Origin of the sequence: Pseudokineococcus basanitobsidens (assembly GCF_037482545.1) — a bacterium.
GTDB lineage: Bacteria > Actinomycetota > Actinomycetes > Actinomycetales > Quadrisphaeraceae > Pseudokineococcus > Pseudokineococcus basanitobsidens.
Genome location: NZ_JBBIAA010000003.1, coordinates 245,917 through 260,269, shown reverse-complemented (window position 1 = coordinate 260,269; position 14,353 = coordinate 245,917). Strand labels below are relative to the sequence as shown.

The following is a 14,353-nucleotide window of genomic DNA, read 5'->3' as shown; positions in this document are numbered from 1 at the left end:
GCCCAGCCGGCGAGACCCGGCGACGGGCGCGCCGCCGGCGCCGCGGCGGCGGGGTCCCGGGCGCTCAGGCCGGGGGGGCCCCGCGGCCGCCGTCGGGGTGGTCGGGGTCGCCGGTGCGCGTCCCCGCGGCGGCCTCCTGCCCCGCGGCGTCACCGGCGCGGGCGGCCTCCTCGGGGTCGTCTCCGGCGTCGAGGGCCTCGACCTCGGCGGCGGCCGCCGCCGTGGCGGGGCGGGGGTCCTTCAGCGCGGTCGCCTCCCGCCCGGGGTGCCGGAGCGCGCTGACGAGCAGGAGCAGGACGGCCACGAGCCCGACGACGACGGACGTCCACACGTTGAGGCGCAGCCCGCCGATGATCTCGGCCTGGTCGATGCGGAACGTCTCGATGACGCCGCGCCCGAGGACGTAGAGCAGGACGTAGGTGAGGAAGACGCGGCCGTGGCCCAGGCGCAGCCGCCGCTCGAGCAGCAGCAGGAGGCCGAGGGCGACGAGGCACCACAGCGACTCGTACAGGAAGGTCGGGTGGAACGTCGCGGCGTCCTCGTAGCCGGCCGGCCGGTTCTGCGGGGCGATCTCCAGGCCCCAGGGGTAGTCCGTGGGGCGGCCGAAGAGCTCCTGGTTGAAGTAGTTGCCGAACCGCCCGATCGCCTGCGCGAGCAGCAGCCCGGGGGCGAGGGCGTCCGCGACGACCCCGACCCGCAGGCCGAGCTGACGGATCGCGACCAGCGCCCCGAGGAACCCCCCCGCGATGGCGCCCCAGATGCCGAGGCCGCCCTCCCAGACGTACAGGGCCCGCACGAGGTCGCCGCCCTCGCCGAAGTAGGCCTCGGGCGAGGTGAGCACGTGGTAGACCCGGGCGCCGACGATCCCGAAGGGCACGGCCCACACGGCGATGTCGACGACGGCCCCGGGCGGCCCGCCGCGTGCGCGCAGGCGGCGCTCGCCGACGAGGACGCCGACGACGACGCCGAGGATGATCGCGAGGGCGTAGGCGCGGATCGGCACCGGGCCGAGGTGCCAGACCCCGGTCGGCGGGCTCGGGATGGACGCCAGCACGGAGGCGGGCAGCCCACCGAGCACCGCCGCGACGGCGCTCACCGGCGCACCCCCGCCGACAGCTCGGCGGCGAGGGCGCCGACGGCCGGGACCCCGCCGTCGCCGAGCGCGCGGACGAGCGCGGAGCCGACGATGACGCCGTCGGCGTACTGCGCGACCTCGGCGGCCTGCTCCCCGGTGGACACCCCGAGCCCGACGCAGACCCGCTCGGCCCCGGCCGAGCGCGTGTCGGCGACGAGCTGCTCGGCGGCCCCGCCGACGGAGGACCGGACCCCGGTCACGCCCATCGTGGAGGCGGCGTAGACGAAGCCCCGGCACGCCGCGGCGGTGCTCGCCAGGCGCGCGGGCGTCGAGGACGGCGCCACGAGGAAGACGCGGTCGAGGTCGTGCGCGTCGGCCGCGGCGAGCCAGTCGGCGCCCTCGTCGGGGATGAGGTCGGGCGTGATCATCCCGGCACCGCCGGCGGCGGCGAGGTCGCGGGCCCACGCGTCGACCCCGTGACGCACCACCGGGTTCCAGTAGGTCATGACGAGCACGGCCGCACCGGTCTCGGCGACCTGCTCAACCGCGACCAGGACGTCGCGCACGCGGAAGCCGCCGTCGAGGGCGGCCTGCGCCGCCGCCTGGATGACGGGGCCGTCCATGACGGGGTCCGAGTACGGCAGGCCCAGCTCGACGACGCCGACGCCCTCGGCGACCATCGCCCGCGCGGCCTCGACGGACGTCGCGAGGTCGGGGTAGCCGACCGGCAGGTAGCCGACGAGGCCGGCGCCGCCCCGGGCGCGGGCGGCGTCCAGCGCCGCGGCGGTGCGGCTGGTGCCGGCGGGTGCGGTCGTCGGCGCGGGGGCGCTCACGCGTCCCCCCGGTCCTCGCGCGAGCCGGGGCCGTCCGCGGGGACGCCCTCCTGCGCCGGCGAGCCGCCCGCGACGACGTCGGGCCCGTCGTGGGCGCCCTCGTCGGCCCGGTCGGTGCGCACGTCCTCGGCGGCGACGAGGTCCTCGTCGCTGACGAGGTCGAACCAGCGCGCCGCCGTGTCCACGTCCTTGTCCCCGCGGCCCGAGAGGTTGACGAGCACCACGCCGTCCGGCCCGAGCCGTCGGCCCTCCTCCAGCGCCCCGGCGAGGGCGTGCGCGCTCTCGATCGCCGGGATGATGCCCTCGGTCCGGCACAGCAGGCGCATCGCCTGCATGGCCGCGTCGTCGGTCACGGGGCGGTACTGCGCCCGGCCGGTCGCGGCGAGCCACGCGTGCTCGGGGCCCACGCCGGGGTAGTCCAGGCCCGCCGAGACCGAGTGCGACTCGACGGTCTGGCCGTCCTCGTCCTGCAGGAGCATCGAGCGCGCGCCGTGCAGGACGCCCGGCGCGCCGCCGGTGATGGAGGAGGCGTGGCGGCCGGTCGCCACGCCGTCGCCGCCGGCCTCCAGGCCGAGCAGCGCCACCTGCGGGTCGTCGAGGAAGGCGTGGAAGATCCCCATGGCGTTGGACCCGCCGCCGACGCACGCGACGACGACGTCGGGCAGGCGGCCGACCCGCTCGAGCACCTGCTCCCGGGCCTCCTCGCCGATGACGCGGTGCAGCTCGCGCACCATCGTCGGGAAGGGGTGGGGTCCGGCGACCGTGCCGAGCAGGTAGTGCGTGTGGTCGACGGTGGCGACCCAGTCGCGCATCGCCTCGTTGAGGGCGTCCTTGAGCGTCCGCGAGCCGGTGCGCACCGGCACGACCTCGGCGCCGAGCAGCCTCATCCGGGCGACGTTCAGCGCCTGGCGCTCGGTGTCGCGCTCGCCCATGTAGACGACGCACTCGAGGTCGAGCAGGGCCGCCGCCGTGGCCGTGGCGACGCCGTGCTGGCCGGCGCCCGTCTCGGCGACGACACGGCGCTTGCCCATCCTCCTCGCGAGCAGGGCCTGGCCGAGCACGTTGTTGATCTTGTGCGAGCCGGTGTGGTTGAGGTCCTCGCGCTTGAGGAAGACCCTCGCGCCCCCCGCGTGGGCGGCGAAGCGGGGCGCCTCGGTGAGGATGCTCGGCCGGCCGGTGTACGTGCGGTGCAGCTCGTCGAGCTCCGCGCGGAAGGCGGGGTCGCCCCAGGCCTGCGCGAAGGCGGCGTCGAGCTCGTCGAGCGCGGCGACGAGCGCCTCGGGCACGAAGCGCCCGCCGAACTCGCCGAAGTAGGGGCCGGTGGCGCTGGACAGCGGCGCGCCGTCGGGCAGCCCGGTGCGCGCCGGGCCGGTGGTCGGCCCGGTGGTGGACGGGGTGACGTCCGCGCGGGACGGGGTCTCGGTGCTCATGCTCGTCCTGCTCGGGTCGAGGGGTGGTTGCCGGCCGCGACGAGGTCGGCCACGGCCGCCCGCGGGTCGCCGCCGGTGACGAGGGCCTCGCCCACGAGCACCGCGTCGGCGCCCGCGCGGGCGTAGTCGAAGACGTCGTGCGAGCCGCGCACGCCGGACTCGGCGACGACGACGACGTCGGACGGGACGGCCGGTCGCACCGTCGCGAAGGTGGCGCGGTCGACCTGCAGCGTCCGCAGGTCGCGGGCGTTGACGCCGACGACCCGCGCGCCGGCGTCCACGGCGCGCGCGACCTCCTCGACGTCGTGGACCTCGACGAGCGCCGTCATGCCGAGCGAGTGCGTGCGCTCCACCAGCGACACGAGCGCGGGCTGCTCCAGCGCCGCGACGATGAGCAGGACGACGTCCGCGCCGTGGGCGCGCGCCTCCCACAGCTGGTAGGAGGTCGTGAGGAAGTCCTTGCGCAGCACGGGCACGTCGACGGCGGCCCGCACGGCGTCGAGGTCCTCGAGGCTGCCGCCGAAGCGGCGTCGCTCGGTGAGGACGCTGATGACCGAGGCGCCACCCGCCTCGTAGTCGCGGGCGAGGCCCGCCGGGTCCCCGATCGCGGCGAGCGCGCCCTTGCTCGGCGAGGAGCGCTTGACCTCGGCGACCACCTTCACGGCGCCGCGGTCCTCGTCCCCGTCCACCCGGCGCAGCCGCTCGACGGCGTCCAGCGCGGCGGGGGCACGGCCGGCGCGCTCCTTCAGCTCCGCGAGCGGGGTGCGCTCCTGGCGCACGGCGAGGTCGGCGGCGACGCCGGCGAGGATGTCGTCGAGCACGCTCACGCTGGCTCCCTCCGGCCTGGGCGGCGGGTGGCCACGGGCTCCGACCGGTCCGCGCCCCAGCGGGCGGGGCCGTGCTGCGGCGACCTCGGCGAGGTGCGCGGCCGGCCCGCGGCGTCCGACCGGCCCACGTCCACCCGGCGGTCGCCGACGACTCTAGTGCGTGCCGGCACCGGTCCCGACGGCCCCCGGACCGGTCCGGACGGCCCCGGACCGGTCCCGACGGCCCGGGCCGGGCCGGGCGCTCCCGTGGGCGCGGCGTCCCCGGGGTCGGCGGGTGCGCCGGTACCGTCGGGTCCCCGGCCGCGGAGGCCGGGCCGGGTCCCCGACCGGGGACGCCGGCGACAGGCCGTCCGGGTCCCGCGCCCTCTCGGGCCGCTGGGCCCGCGTCGCCCCGCCCCTGGAGGCCCACCCGTGAGCACCCCCAGCGACCGCCCCGACGAGCCCGGACGCCACGGCCAGGACCCGGCCGCCGAGCCGCCGCGCTACGGCGGTGACCAGAGCCCCGCCCCCGGCTACGGGGTCCCCCCCGCGGCCGGCCCCGGGTACGGCGAGAGCCCCGGGTACGGCCAGGGCCCCGGTGCGGACCCCCAGCGCTACGGCGGGCAGCCGCCGGCGGGCTACGGGGCGCCGGCGCCCGAGCCCCGCAACGGCCTCGGGGTGGCGGCGCTCGTCGTCGGCATCGTGGCGCTGCTGGCCGTGTGCCTCGGTCTGCTGCCGTTCATCGGCGTCGTCACCGTCGTCGTGGGGGTCGTGGGGGTCGTGCTCGGCGTCCTCGGGCGCCGCCGGGCCTCGCGGGGCGAGGCGACGAACAAGGGCGTGGCCACGACGGGGCTGGTCCTGTCGGCGATCGCCCTCGTCCTCGGCCTGGTGAGCGTCGTCCTGTGGGGCGTCCTCTTCGGCCAGGCGGGGCCCGCCTTCGAGGCGTGCACGGGCGTGCCCCAGGCCGAGCAGGCGCAGTGCGTCCTGGACGAGCTGGGCGTCGACGCCGACGTGGAGGACCTCCAGGGCTGACCCGCCCCGCCCACGTCGCGTCGGCCCCGCGTCCTGGTGAGGACGGGGGGCCGACGTGCGTCCGGCGTCCCACGGGCGGTGGCTCCGGTCGCTGCTCCGGCGCACGGTCGCGCCAGCACGCCGTGGGGCTCACGAGGGGCGGGCCCGTCGGACGCCTCCCCGCGGGTCGAGATGGGGCCTCCGGTTACCCGAGAGCCCTCTGCGTGACGCAGGCCTCCATCTCGGCGCACGACGCCGGGTGGCGACCCGGCGCTCGACGACCGGCGCACTCAGGCAGGCTGCCGGAGGTCCGTGCGTCGTCGACGGCGGAGCGCGTCGACGACGCCGGTGACGACGAGGACGACCACCGCGACGGCGAAGAGCCCGAGGGGGTGGAGGAAGGCGAAGACCTCGAGACCGTCGGACCAGCCGCTCCAGCGGTAGCGGGCCACGACGAGGGCGGCGACAGCGACGTGCGGGACGACGAGGGCTGCCCCCACGGCCACGTAGGTGAGGTAGCCGGCCCGGACGCGCCAGGCCACGACGGCAGCCACCGGGACGAGCGCGTACGCGAGCCACCACCACGCGGTGACGAAGGTGGTGTCGTAGGCGAGCTCGTCGACGCGGGTGACGCCAGGGGCGGTCACGAGCGCCAGCACCCCGACGCCCCCGGACGTCGCACCGACCGCGGCGACCACGGCTCCCGGGGACCGGCGCCCCCCGTCGCGCGCCTGAGGACCCTGTGCAGCCATGCGTCATGGTCCCAGGCCGACGTCGCCCATGACGGGGGTTCGGGCGGCACGACGCACTTCGTCCGGCGACCCACCGCCTGCCGTTCCTCGAGCGGGACGGGTCCGAGCTCGCCCGGTGACCGTCGAGGGACTGCGGAGGCCGCGGTGGGCGGCGCTCAGGTGCTCCCGGCTGCGCCTCCACCGCCGCCGGCACCGACGCCGCTGACGCCGGCTGCACCACCGCTGCTCGTCGCGAAGGCGCCGGCGAAGGCGCCCCAGGGAGAGACCACCGCCTGCGTCGGGGCCTGGCCGGGGGCCGTGAGGGCGCGCAGGGCCCCGGCCTCGGCCGCCTCGTCGAGCCGGTCCCTCCAGACGCCGGTGAGGTCGAGCGCGACGACGTCGGGCAGGACGGCGTCGAGGTCGACGTCGGACTCCCCGGCCCGGGCGTCCTCGTCCAGGCCCTCGCGGTAGGCGGTCCAGGGCCGGGCCGCCGCCTGGCCGTCGCCGGTGAGCCGCGGGTAGGTCGTGAGCAGGACCATCGCCCCGACGCCGAGCACGGCCAGCGGCACCCAGGCGACCAGGGCGAGCGGCGCCGACCCGGCGATCATGACGGCGAGCCCGCCCCCGGCCAGGACGAGGGCGACCAGCCCGACGGCGAGGAGCACCGCCCTCGCGCGCCCCGCGCCCTCGTCCCACCAGCCGTGCCCGCGGAGCTCGTCCCGGACGACGTCGCGGACGTCGCCGCTGCCCCGAGCGACCTTCTGCAGGCCCGAGCTCGTGACCACGCCTGCCTCGGACTGCTCGGCGAGAGCGTCCCAGACGGCGCGCTCGACGTCGTCGCGCACCAGGCCCGGCTCCAGCAGGCGCAGCTGCACGGTGCCCTTGCTGAAGCGGCCGGGCTCCTTCTCCGGCTCGACGGCCAACGCCCCGCGGGCGGCGAGGTCGAGCACGACGGCGGGCACCGCCGAGGGTCGGGGGGAGCCCGCGGCGAGGGCCCCGGCCACGGCGGGCGGCAGGTCCCCGGGGCGCGCCGTCACCGGGGGCAGCTCGGGCGCGTCGGTCCTCTCGCGCCGTCGGTGCACGAGCAGTGCACCGACGGCGCCGGCGACCGCGAGAGCGGCGCCCGTCCACGGCAGCCAGCCGGCGGCCGAGGCGGCGGACCAGTCCTGGAAGGCGCTGCGCGGCGGGCCGTCCTGGGTGCTGCGGCTCAGACGCTCGATCCCTGCGGTCAGGCTCGCGGCGACGTCGCCGTCGCGCAGCGGCGGGATCAGCGCCTGGGCGACGATGTCCTCCTGCTCCCCGCGGGGGACGTTGCCCTCCTCGAAGGTCCGCCCGACGTAGACGCCGGCGCGGGCGTCGGTGTCGTCCTCGGGGGACCGGTTGACGAGGAACGCCACGGCGGTGTCCTGGTCGGCGCCGGTCGTCGCGACCCACGCCTGCTGGAGGGCCTCGACCTGGTCGAGGGTCTCCTCGGGTGTCGCGTCCAGCGTCCGCACGAGGGCGACGACGTCCGCCCCGGTGCTCGCCTCCACCGCGGCGAGCTGCTGCTCCAGCGCGTCGGTCTGCGTCGGCGACAGGGAGCCTGCCGTCTCGTCGTAGACGCGCTGGTCCGCCCGCAGGCCCGGCGGTGCACCCGGGTCGGCGCTCGACGCCGCAGCGGCGGGGCTCGTGGTCGCCGCGAGCCCGGCCAGGAGCAGCAGCAGCCCGGCCCGGCGTCACTCCCCAGGAGCTCCCGTGCAGCCCCGACGGCAGGCCCCGTCCCCCGCGAGCGCCGCGGGTGCCACGTCGGGCCGAGATGGAGCCTGTGGTCACTCGGCCGGGACTTCCTCGACGACGACCTCCATCTCGACGACGACATCGAGCGTGTCGCCGGGGTACAGCGCCCGCCCGGCCCCTGTCCGCGCCGGTGCCTCAGCCGGCGAGGGTGCCGCCGAAGACCTGCCAGGCCAGGGCCGACTTGGCGACCAGGCTGAGCAGGACGTAGACGCGCTCCCCCACGAGGTAGTCGCGCCAGGGCCCGACCTTCGTGTACTGCAGCCACTGGTTGAGCGCGAAGACGTTGAAGAAGAGGAACAGCGACACGATGATCCCGTACACGAACCCGGGCGGTGAGGCGCTGGAGGTGGAGCCCGGCGCGACGACGTACAGCAGGACGGCGAGCCAGGGCACGACCCCGGCGATGCACCCGAAGACGAACGGCAGCCACCCGCCGCTCCCGGGGGCCTCGTAGTGCTCCTGCAGCCAGCCGAAGAGGATCATCGAGGCGTTGACGCCGAAGATGGCCAGGAGGGCGGCGGCGTCGCTGATGCCGGTGAGCTGGGCGATCAGCACGATCATGATCGAGGAGCTGATCGCGTACTCGACCCAGCGGGCGACGTTCTTCGTGCGGCGCAGGTTCGCGGTGTACCAGGAGAAGACGCCCGGGGACGCGATGACCCAGTGCGCGAGCGCCGAGATGCCCAGGAACGCCGCGACGCCCCAGGCGACCCGTGAGTCGAAGAGGGTGACCGGTTCACCGAGCGTCGAGCCGGGGGGCCCGGCGAGGTAGGTGCCGGTGACGGGGAGGGCGAAGTCGGTCGCCAGGAGGAGGACCGCGACGACCTGGGCGGCGTGGACGGCGCCCATGACGAGGTTGTAGGGGCGCAGCCGGGCGAGGGCGCGGTCGGTGGCCTCCGCCTCGGCGCCCTGGTCCCGCCCGTCACGGTGGTGTCCGGGCTGGTCCTGGACGGGCTCGTCGGCGGCGTGCCGTGCGGCGCTCACGCCTTGCTCGTGAGCCAGGCGAGGGCCTCGTCGCGCCGGCCGGCGTCGAAGGTGCGGACCTCCAGGGAGGTCACCGCCGCCCCGGCGGAGGCCAGCGCCTCGAGCGCCCCTGGGGCGCCCACGACGGCGGCGCGGTCGACGTCGTCGAGGAGCTTGGCGCCCTTGAGGTCCTCCCAGGCGGCCTTCGGCTCGACCTCGGCCAGGTCGACGCCGTCGTAGTCGAGCAGCACGCGCGCGGTGCCGCCGTGGGCGGCGGCGACCTCGGCGAGCTGCCGCTTGGCGGCCTGCTCCTCGTCGGTGGTGACGCCGCCGGACAGGCGGATGGTCACGACGTTCGTGCCCTCGACGGGCGAGGTGGTCAGCATGCTTCCTCCAGGGGTGGGGTTCGTCCGCCGGCGCCGCGCCGACGTCAGGGTGGATGGGCGGGACGGGTGGGACAGGGGAGGGTCGCGGGTCAGACGGTGAGGTCGCGCCGGTCGTGCGCGACCAGCGCGACGACGACGAGCACGGCGGAGGCGCCGAGCAGGACGAGCAGGCCGACGACGTCCAGGCCGGTCGCCAGCGGGTCGTGGCCGATCGCCCACGAGAACGCCGAGAGATTCGTCAGCCACTCCAGGCTGTCCACCGTGGGGGCGAACCCGTCGATGAGGAAGGACAGGACCCCGACGAGGCCGACCACCGCGAGGGCGACGACCCGGCGGGCGACGACCGCCCCGACGGCCAGGGCCAGCGCGAGCCCGAAGACCCCGATCGCGGCCAGGTGCACGTGCGTGGCGACCATCGCGGCCAGGCCGATGTCGCCCTCGTCGACCAGCGCGTCGCCGACCACGAAGCCGACGAGCTCGAGCGCGGAGACCAGCACGACCAGCGGCAGCCCCGCGAGGAGCGCGGCCAGGACGACCTGGCGGCGGGTCGCCGGGGTCGACAGCAGCACCGCCGAGGTCCCGGACTCCTCCGCCCCCGCCAGCCACGCCGCACCGAGCGCGCCGCCGAGCAGCAGCAGGGCGAAGGGGCCGACGATGCTGACGACCTCGAGGTTGACCCACCCCGCGAGGCTGCTCACCGCGGCGCCGCCGAGCAGGTTCGCCACCCCTTCGGGCAGCTCCTCGGCCAGCCCGGCGAAGGAGTCCCCGATCGCGGGGTAGAGGGCGAAGACCATGACCGCGACGACGGCCAGGCCCACGCCGACGCCGACAGACAGCCGCCAGCGCTGACGCACGTCCCAGCGCACCATCTCGGCGAGCACCGCGGGGGCGCGCACGCCCCGGTCGGCGTGCCGCGGCGCCTGCTGCGCCGACGTGCTCGTCGTCGTGGTGCTCATCGTGCCTCCTGCGGCTTACGCTCGGCGCTGCTCCGGTCCCGGCCTCCCCGGGGGTCGTCCTGGTCCTGGTCCTGGTACATGGCGAGGAAGATCTCCTCCAGGTCGGCCTCCTCGACGTCCAGGGACAGCACCGTGTGGCGGGCGAGGACCTTCACGAGCGCGTCGACGTGGCCCTCGACCGTCGCGCTGACCCGGTGACCCTCGACCTCCACGTCGCGCACGCCGTCCAGGGCGGCGAAGGCCCGCCGGTCCGGCTCCTCGCGGGTCTCGGCCACGACGCGGCGCACGGCGAGCTCCTTGAGCGCCGCCACGCGCTCGGTCGTCACCAGCCGCCCGCGCCGCAGGACCGCGACGCGGTCGGCGACCCGCTCGACCTCGGCGAGGGTGTGGCTGGACAGGAACACGGTCACGCCGTCGTCGGCGGTCTCCCGCACCAGCCGCTGGAACTCCTGCTGCACCAGCGGGTCCAGGCCCGTGGTCGGCTCGTCGAGGACGACCAGCTCAGGCCGGTGGGCGAAGGCCTGCACCAGCCCGATCTTCTGCTTGTTACCGGTCGACAGGCTCTTCACCGGCCGGTCGAGCTCCACGTCGAGACGACGGCACAGCTCGTCGGTCCACGCGCGGTCGAGGCCGCCGCGCAACCGGCCGAGGTGCCCGAGCACCTGCCGACCTGTGGAGCGGCCCCACAACGACAGCTCGCTCGGCAGGAACCCCGTGCGCGCCCGTACCGAGGGCCCGGCGACGCGGGGGTCCGCGCCCAGGACGCGGACCTCACCGGCGTCCGGGCGCACGAAGTCCAGCAGCATCCGGATCGTCGTGCTCTTGCCCGCACCGTTGGGCCCGAGGAAGCCGAAGACCTCGCCGCGGCGGACCGACAGGTCGAGGTCGAACACGCCGACGCCGCCGTAGTCCTTCGTCAGTCGCTTGGTCTCGAGGACCGCCTCCGCCGTCACGACCCACCACCCGGAGTCCCTGTCGTGCACACAACGAGCAGCGTAAGCCAGTTGGCACGACGTGTCACATGGTGGTGGATCAGGAGGTGACGTCGGCGAGCCCGGTCCCCATCCGCTCGACGGCACGGTCGAAGAGGTCGTCGAGGTCGTCCCCGCCGCCCCCCTCGACCCACGACTCCACCGCCACGCGGAAGGCGGCCATGACGCCCGCCGCGACGACGCGCGTCTCGAGGACGTCGCCGTCCGGACGACGTCGGCGCAGGTGCCGCACGAGCACGCCCTCCCACTGCTGGTAGGCCTCCAGGACCCCCGCCCGAGCCGCGGGCACCACCAGCGCGAGCCTCAGGCGGCGCAGGACGGAGGCCTCCTGCGCCCGCAGCGCCTCCCCCCGCAACGACCGCAGCGCCGCCACGACGGACACGTAGGGCGTCTCGCCCTCAGGGCGCGCGTCCAGCGCGGCTTCCAGAGCGGTGAGGGCCTCCCCGGTGGGGCCCACGAGCAGGGCCTCCTTGGAGGGGAAGTACCGGAAGAAGGTCCGCACGGCCACGTCGGCGCTCTCGGTGACGTCCTCGACCGTCGTCGCGTCGTACCCCCGCTCCTCGAAGAGGTCCAGGGCGACGCTCTCCAGCCGGGCACGGGTCTCGAGCTTCTTCCGCTCACGGCGCCCCACGGCGACGCCGGACGACATCGACGACGACATGCCCACCAGCGTGGCATGCCCTGCCACCTGGCGTGGCTTGCCCGCAGACGTCTGGCTGCGCTGAGGGGTCGCCGAGTGCTCCTCGAGCGTGAGCCGGACCTCGCACTCGCGGGTCGGTGCTGCCCTCAGCCCGGGACGGAGGCGGGCTCAGACGTGCCGGCGCGTCGCTCCTCGGCCAGACGCACGAATGCCGCCACCACCCCGAGAACCACGCCGAGCACCATCACCCCGATGGTCACCAGCCACAGCAGGCCCCCGCCGATGTCCGCCCCGCCCTCGGGGTTGGCCTGCGACATCAGCGTGAACCACGTCCGCAGGACGACGGAGCCTGGTCCTCCGACGACGAGGGCGACGTAGGACGTCCTGAGAAGGCCCTGGCTCGTGCTCATCAGGTGCTCTTCCCCTTGCTGCAGAAGGCCCACCCGGCGGCCCGGACGGCACCGTCGTGGTCACAGGCGACGACCGCGCAGGCCCCTCTCCGACGGACCGCCGTCCCACCGCCACCGCTCCCGGGCGACGGGTACCTGGCGTGCCCATGGTTCACGACACGAAGACGGAGCTCCGTCGACGTGGCCCGGAGCGTGGGTGCTGGAGGCTCTCCGAGGCCGACCGATCCGGCGCGCACCCGGCGCGCCCGCCGCTGATGTCGCACCGAGCAGCGGCGCCCGTCCGACCGGGAGGATCGCCTCCCGGTCATGGGACACGGCATGACGAGCTCATCTCGAGCACGACGGTTGGCGCTCGGTGCCGTCGAGCAATCCGTCGACGACCCGCCGCAGGACCATCGTCTCCAGCTCGAGCGCCGAGACGTCGCCCGGAAGCCCACGCTCGAGCGCGAGCCCGTTGACGACGGCGAACAGCACCCGCGCACGCGCGGAGTTGTCTCCGGCGGCGAGAGCTCCCTCGCCCACCAGCAGAGCCAGCCATCCTTCGATGCGCTGTCGGGTCTGAGCGCTCAGGTCTGGCCAGGTCTCACGTGCACGAGCCTCGAGCGGCGCGAAGAAGTCTTCGTGGAACGCCGACCAGAACCGCCGGGCCTCATCATCGACCCCGATGGGTGCAAGGAGGTGCTGCAGGCTTCCGACGAGACGGTCGGGCGCGGCGACAGACATGTCGAGCATGACGTCGTCGGGCATCGCCTCCCGGTAGATGTCCGTGAGGACGGCGTCATAGAGGTGGCGTTGCGTCGGGAAGTGATGACGCAGGGTCCCGATGCCCACCTCGGCCCTCGCGGCGACGGCCCGGACGGTGAGGCGCACACCTCGTTGCTCCCGGAGCAGCGCCCGGGCCGCCTCGAGGATCCGGTCACGCGCACTCGGCATCGCTTGCACACCTCCTCATCAGTCGCTACGGTCGCCTAATTGGTACGTTGTACCAATCAAACGCACCGGAGGTTGGATCATGGCAGACGTCTTCGCCGTCGGCGACACCGTGCAGATGACCGGGAAGGTGATGACGGGGAACGTGGGGACGGTCATCTCCATCGACGAGGTGCGCGACAGGTACCTCGTGCTCGTGACGCCCCAGACCCAGAACTACTTCGCCGCCGACGAGCTGCGACGCTTCACGAAGTAGCCCGCCCTCTCGTCCGGGACGAAGCGACCACTGGTGTAGTGGGTCTCCTCGCGTCGGGAACCATCGACCTCACGGCCTCACGGCCTCACGGCCTCACCGCCTTCGCCACGCCGTCCGCGGTGCGGGCCCGAGCGAGCCTGTCGAGGTGGTGATCCCGCACCCCAGCGAGGCGATCGTCGCCGGGGCGCTCGTCCTCCTCGTCGCCATCGGCGTCCTGGCCCTGGTGGCCGCTGCTCGACGCCGACGGGACCACCGCCACGCAGCTCGATGACGTCCGACAGCGCAGGCCGCTGACGGTCGTCGAGCGGGACGGCGCTGGCGCTGCCGGGCCGGTCGCAGAGATCGACGGCGACGTCGCGACGGAGGTCGGCTCGAGCACCCCGAGCACGCCGGGACGGACGAGCAAGAGGCCTGAGTGCGTGCAGACGCTGCCGTCGCCTTCCTGGCGAGGACCTTCAGGGACGGCGTCCCTCGGCAGGGCCCGATCGTCGGGGCCTCCAGCCGTCGTCCGCTGACCATCGTGGACCGGGACGACCTCGACGCGGAGCTCGCTCGTCGAGGTCGTGCGACGAGGCCGGTCGCCCCACGCGACGGCCGACCACCGAGGAGCGGTGGTCCTGGCGGCGCGCGAGTGACCACGACTGCCACGTGGCGACAGCGGCCGAGCCCAGGACGAGCGGCGTCGCCGGCAGCAGGAAGCTCCAGCTGAGCTCGAAGCCGGTCGCCAGCCAGCACGAGACGAGGACCAGCACCGCGGCAGTCGTCCCGGACGCGACCGCCGCCTGCACCCAGGTCCGCCCTTCGTCGACCAGATGACCCGCCAGGGCTCCGCAGACCGCGCCCAGCAGCGCGCCGACCGCAGCCACACCCAGCGTGATGACGTTGAGGAAGGCCATGGCGACGGAGAGGCCTCCGTCGACGGAGATCAAGGCGGAGGCAGGAAGGGCGCCGGCCAGCAGTCCTCCGCCGATCGCGCCGCGACGGGCGCCTACCGAGGTCATCGCAGGCTGCACGGCTCCAGCATCCCGCGGTGGACCCGCTCTTCGCGCGCCTTTCCTGCGGACAACCGCATCGGCCGCCGCCGGCACGCTCGACTCCGCCAGGTGGGCCCGGGCCGCGTCACGTCAGGGACCGCGCGCGACGACCGCTGGCACCGGG

17 protein-coding genes are annotated in these 14,353 nt (G+C 75.5%); 3 read left to right on the top strand and 14 right to left on the bottom strand.

What is annotated here, in order from left to right:
- Positions 1–64 precede the first annotated feature (64 nt).
- The 4 genes from lgt to trpC are packed head-to-tail and all read right to left on the bottom strand — an operon-like array spanning position 65 to position 4,165.
- Positions 65–1,096 (bottom strand): prolipoprotein diacylglyceryl transferase, encoded by a 1,032-nt coding sequence (gene lgt, locus WDZ17_RS05480; RefSeq protein WP_339574124.1) that lies wholly within the window; start codon positions 1,094–1,096, stop codon positions 65–67.
- On the bottom strand, positions 1,093–1,908 hold the full coding sequence (gene trpA, locus WDZ17_RS05475) for a tryptophan synthase subunit alpha (RefSeq protein ID WP_339574123.1): 816 nt from the start codon (positions 1,906–1,908) through the stop codon (positions 1,093–1,095). The genes lgt and trpA overlap by 4 nt, the downstream gene beginning before the upstream one ends.
- Complete coding sequence (trpB, locus tag WDZ17_RS05470; RefSeq protein ID WP_422631822.1) at positions 1,905–3,338, bottom strand: tryptophan synthase subunit beta; 1,434 nt, start codon at positions 3,336–3,338, stop codon at positions 1,905–1,907. Before trpB ends, trpA begins: the two co-directional genes overlap by 4 nt.
- The gene (trpC, locus tag WDZ17_RS05465; protein ID WP_339574122.1) at positions 3,335–4,165 is read right to left on the bottom strand and encodes an indole-3-glycerol phosphate synthase TrpC; all 831 of its coding nucleotides are present in this window, start codon (positions 4,163–4,165) and stop codon (positions 3,335–3,337) included. Before trpC ends, trpB begins: the two co-directional genes overlap by 4 nt.
- Before the next feature lie 411 nt (positions 4,166–4,576).
- Between trpC and WDZ17_RS05460 the strand changes: the two genes are divergently transcribed.
- Positions 4,577–5,176, top strand: a complete 600-nt coding sequence (locus tag WDZ17_RS05460; protein WP_339574121.1) for a hypothetical protein — start codon at positions 4,577–4,579, stop codon at positions 5,174–5,176.
- 269 nt (positions 5,177–5,445) lie between these two features.
- Here WDZ17_RS05460 and WDZ17_RS05455 read toward each other — a convergent pair whose 3' ends face one another.
- The 9 genes from WDZ17_RS05455 to WDZ17_RS05415 all read right to left on the bottom strand — a co-directional run bounded on the left by WDZ17_RS05455 (position 5,446) and on the right by WDZ17_RS05415 (position 12,942).
- Positions 5,446–5,853 carry a hypothetical protein gene (locus WDZ17_RS05455; protein WP_339574120.1) on the bottom strand — a complete coding sequence of 136 codons (408 nt, stop codon included), beginning with the start codon at positions 5,851–5,853 and terminating at the stop codon, positions 5,446–5,448.
- 209 nt (positions 5,854–6,062) lie between these two features.
- Positions 6,063–7,463 (bottom strand): DUF2207 family protein, encoded by a 1,401-nt coding sequence (locus WDZ17_RS05450; protein WP_339574170.1) that lies wholly within the window; start codon positions 7,461–7,463, stop codon positions 6,063–6,065.
- A gap of 334 nt (positions 7,464–7,797) precedes the next feature.
- Complete coding sequence (gene heR, locus WDZ17_RS05445) at positions 7,798–8,532, bottom strand: heliorhodopsin HeR (protein ID WP_422631839.1); 735 nt, start codon at positions 8,530–8,532, stop codon at positions 7,798–7,800.
- A gap of 110 nt (positions 8,533–8,642) precedes the next feature.
- A complete protein-coding gene (locus WDZ17_RS05440) occupies positions 8,643–9,011 on the bottom strand; it encodes a SpoIIAA family protein (RefSeq protein ID WP_339574118.1) in 369 nt (122 codons plus the stop codon).
- A gap of 89 nt (positions 9,012–9,100) precedes the next feature.
- Entirely contained in the window at positions 9,101–9,967 is an 867-nt protein-coding gene (locus tag WDZ17_RS05435) for an ABC transporter permease subunit (protein WP_339574117.1), read from the bottom strand.
- Positions 9,964–10,950 (bottom strand): ABC transporter ATP-binding protein, encoded by a 987-nt coding sequence (locus WDZ17_RS05430; protein ID WP_339574116.1) that lies wholly within the window; start codon positions 10,948–10,950, stop codon positions 9,964–9,966. The genes WDZ17_RS05435 and WDZ17_RS05430 overlap by 4 nt, the downstream gene beginning before the upstream one ends.
- 49 nt (positions 10,951–10,999) lie before the next feature.
- Positions 11,000–11,620, bottom strand: a complete 621-nt coding sequence (locus WDZ17_RS05425) for a TetR family transcriptional regulator (RefSeq protein WP_339574115.1) — start codon at positions 11,618–11,620, stop codon at positions 11,000–11,002.
- A gap of 125 nt (positions 11,621–11,745) precedes the next feature.
- Entirely contained in the window at positions 11,746–12,009 is a 264-nt protein-coding gene (locus tag WDZ17_RS05420) for a hypothetical protein (RefSeq protein WP_339574114.1), read from the bottom strand.
- Positions 12,010–12,336: 327 nt separating this feature from the next.
- Positions 12,337–12,942, bottom strand: a complete 606-nt coding sequence (locus WDZ17_RS05415) for a TetR/AcrR family transcriptional regulator (protein ID WP_339574169.1) — start codon at positions 12,940–12,942, stop codon at positions 12,337–12,339.
- Between the two features lie 79 nt (positions 12,943–13,021).
- On the opposite strand from WDZ17_RS05415, the gene WDZ17_RS05410 reads away from it, so the two are divergent.
- Positions 13,022–13,195 (top strand): KOW domain-containing RNA-binding protein, encoded by a 174-nt coding sequence (locus WDZ17_RS05410; RefSeq protein ID WP_339574113.1) that lies wholly within the window; start codon positions 13,022–13,024, stop codon positions 13,193–13,195.
- 145 nt (positions 13,196–13,340) lie between these two features.
- Positions 13,341–13,466: a hypothetical protein gene (locus WDZ17_RS05405; protein WP_339574112.1), complete on the top strand. Its 126-nt coding sequence runs from the start codon at positions 13,341–13,343 to the stop codon at positions 13,464–13,466.
- Between the two features lie 184 nt (positions 13,467–13,650).
- Here WDZ17_RS05405 and WDZ17_RS05400 read toward each other — a convergent pair whose 3' ends face one another.
- Positions 13,651–14,283, bottom strand: a complete 633-nt coding sequence (locus WDZ17_RS05400; RefSeq protein WP_339574111.1) for a hypothetical protein — start codon at positions 14,281–14,283, stop codon at positions 13,651–13,653.
- Positions 14,284–14,353: the final 70 nt, after the last annotated feature.

What these genes read in the sequence shown, in the direction of transcription:
- trpB (WP_422631822.1), bottom strand. Translation starts at nt 3,338, where the DNA reads ATGAGCACCGAGACCCCGTCCCGCGCGGACGTCACCCCGTCCACCACC.
- WDZ17_RS05440 (WP_339574118.1), bottom strand. Translation starts at nt 9,011, where the DNA reads ATGCTGACCACCTCGCCCGTCGAGGGCACGAACGTCGTGACCATCCGC.
- WDZ17_RS05435 (WP_339574117.1), bottom strand. Translation starts at nt 9,967, where the DNA reads ATGAGCACCACGACGACGAGCACGTCGGCGCAGCAGGCGCCGCGGCAC.
- WDZ17_RS05425 (WP_339574115.1), bottom strand. Translation starts at nt 11,620, where the DNA reads ATGTCGTCGTCGATGTCGTCCGGCGTCGCCGTGGGGCGCCGTGAGCGG.
- WDZ17_RS05420 (WP_339574114.1), bottom strand. Translation starts at nt 12,009, where the DNA reads ATGAGCACGAGCCAGGGCCTTCTCAGGACGTCCTACGTCGCCCTCGTC.
- WDZ17_RS05415 (WP_339574169.1), bottom strand. Translation starts at nt 12,942, where the DNA reads ATGCCGAGTGCGCGTGACCGGATCCTCGAGGCGGCCCGGGCGCTGCTC.
- WDZ17_RS05410 (WP_339574113.1), top strand. Translation starts at nt 13,022, where the DNA reads ATGGCAGACGTCTTCGCCGTCGGCGACACCGTGCAGATGACCGGGAAG.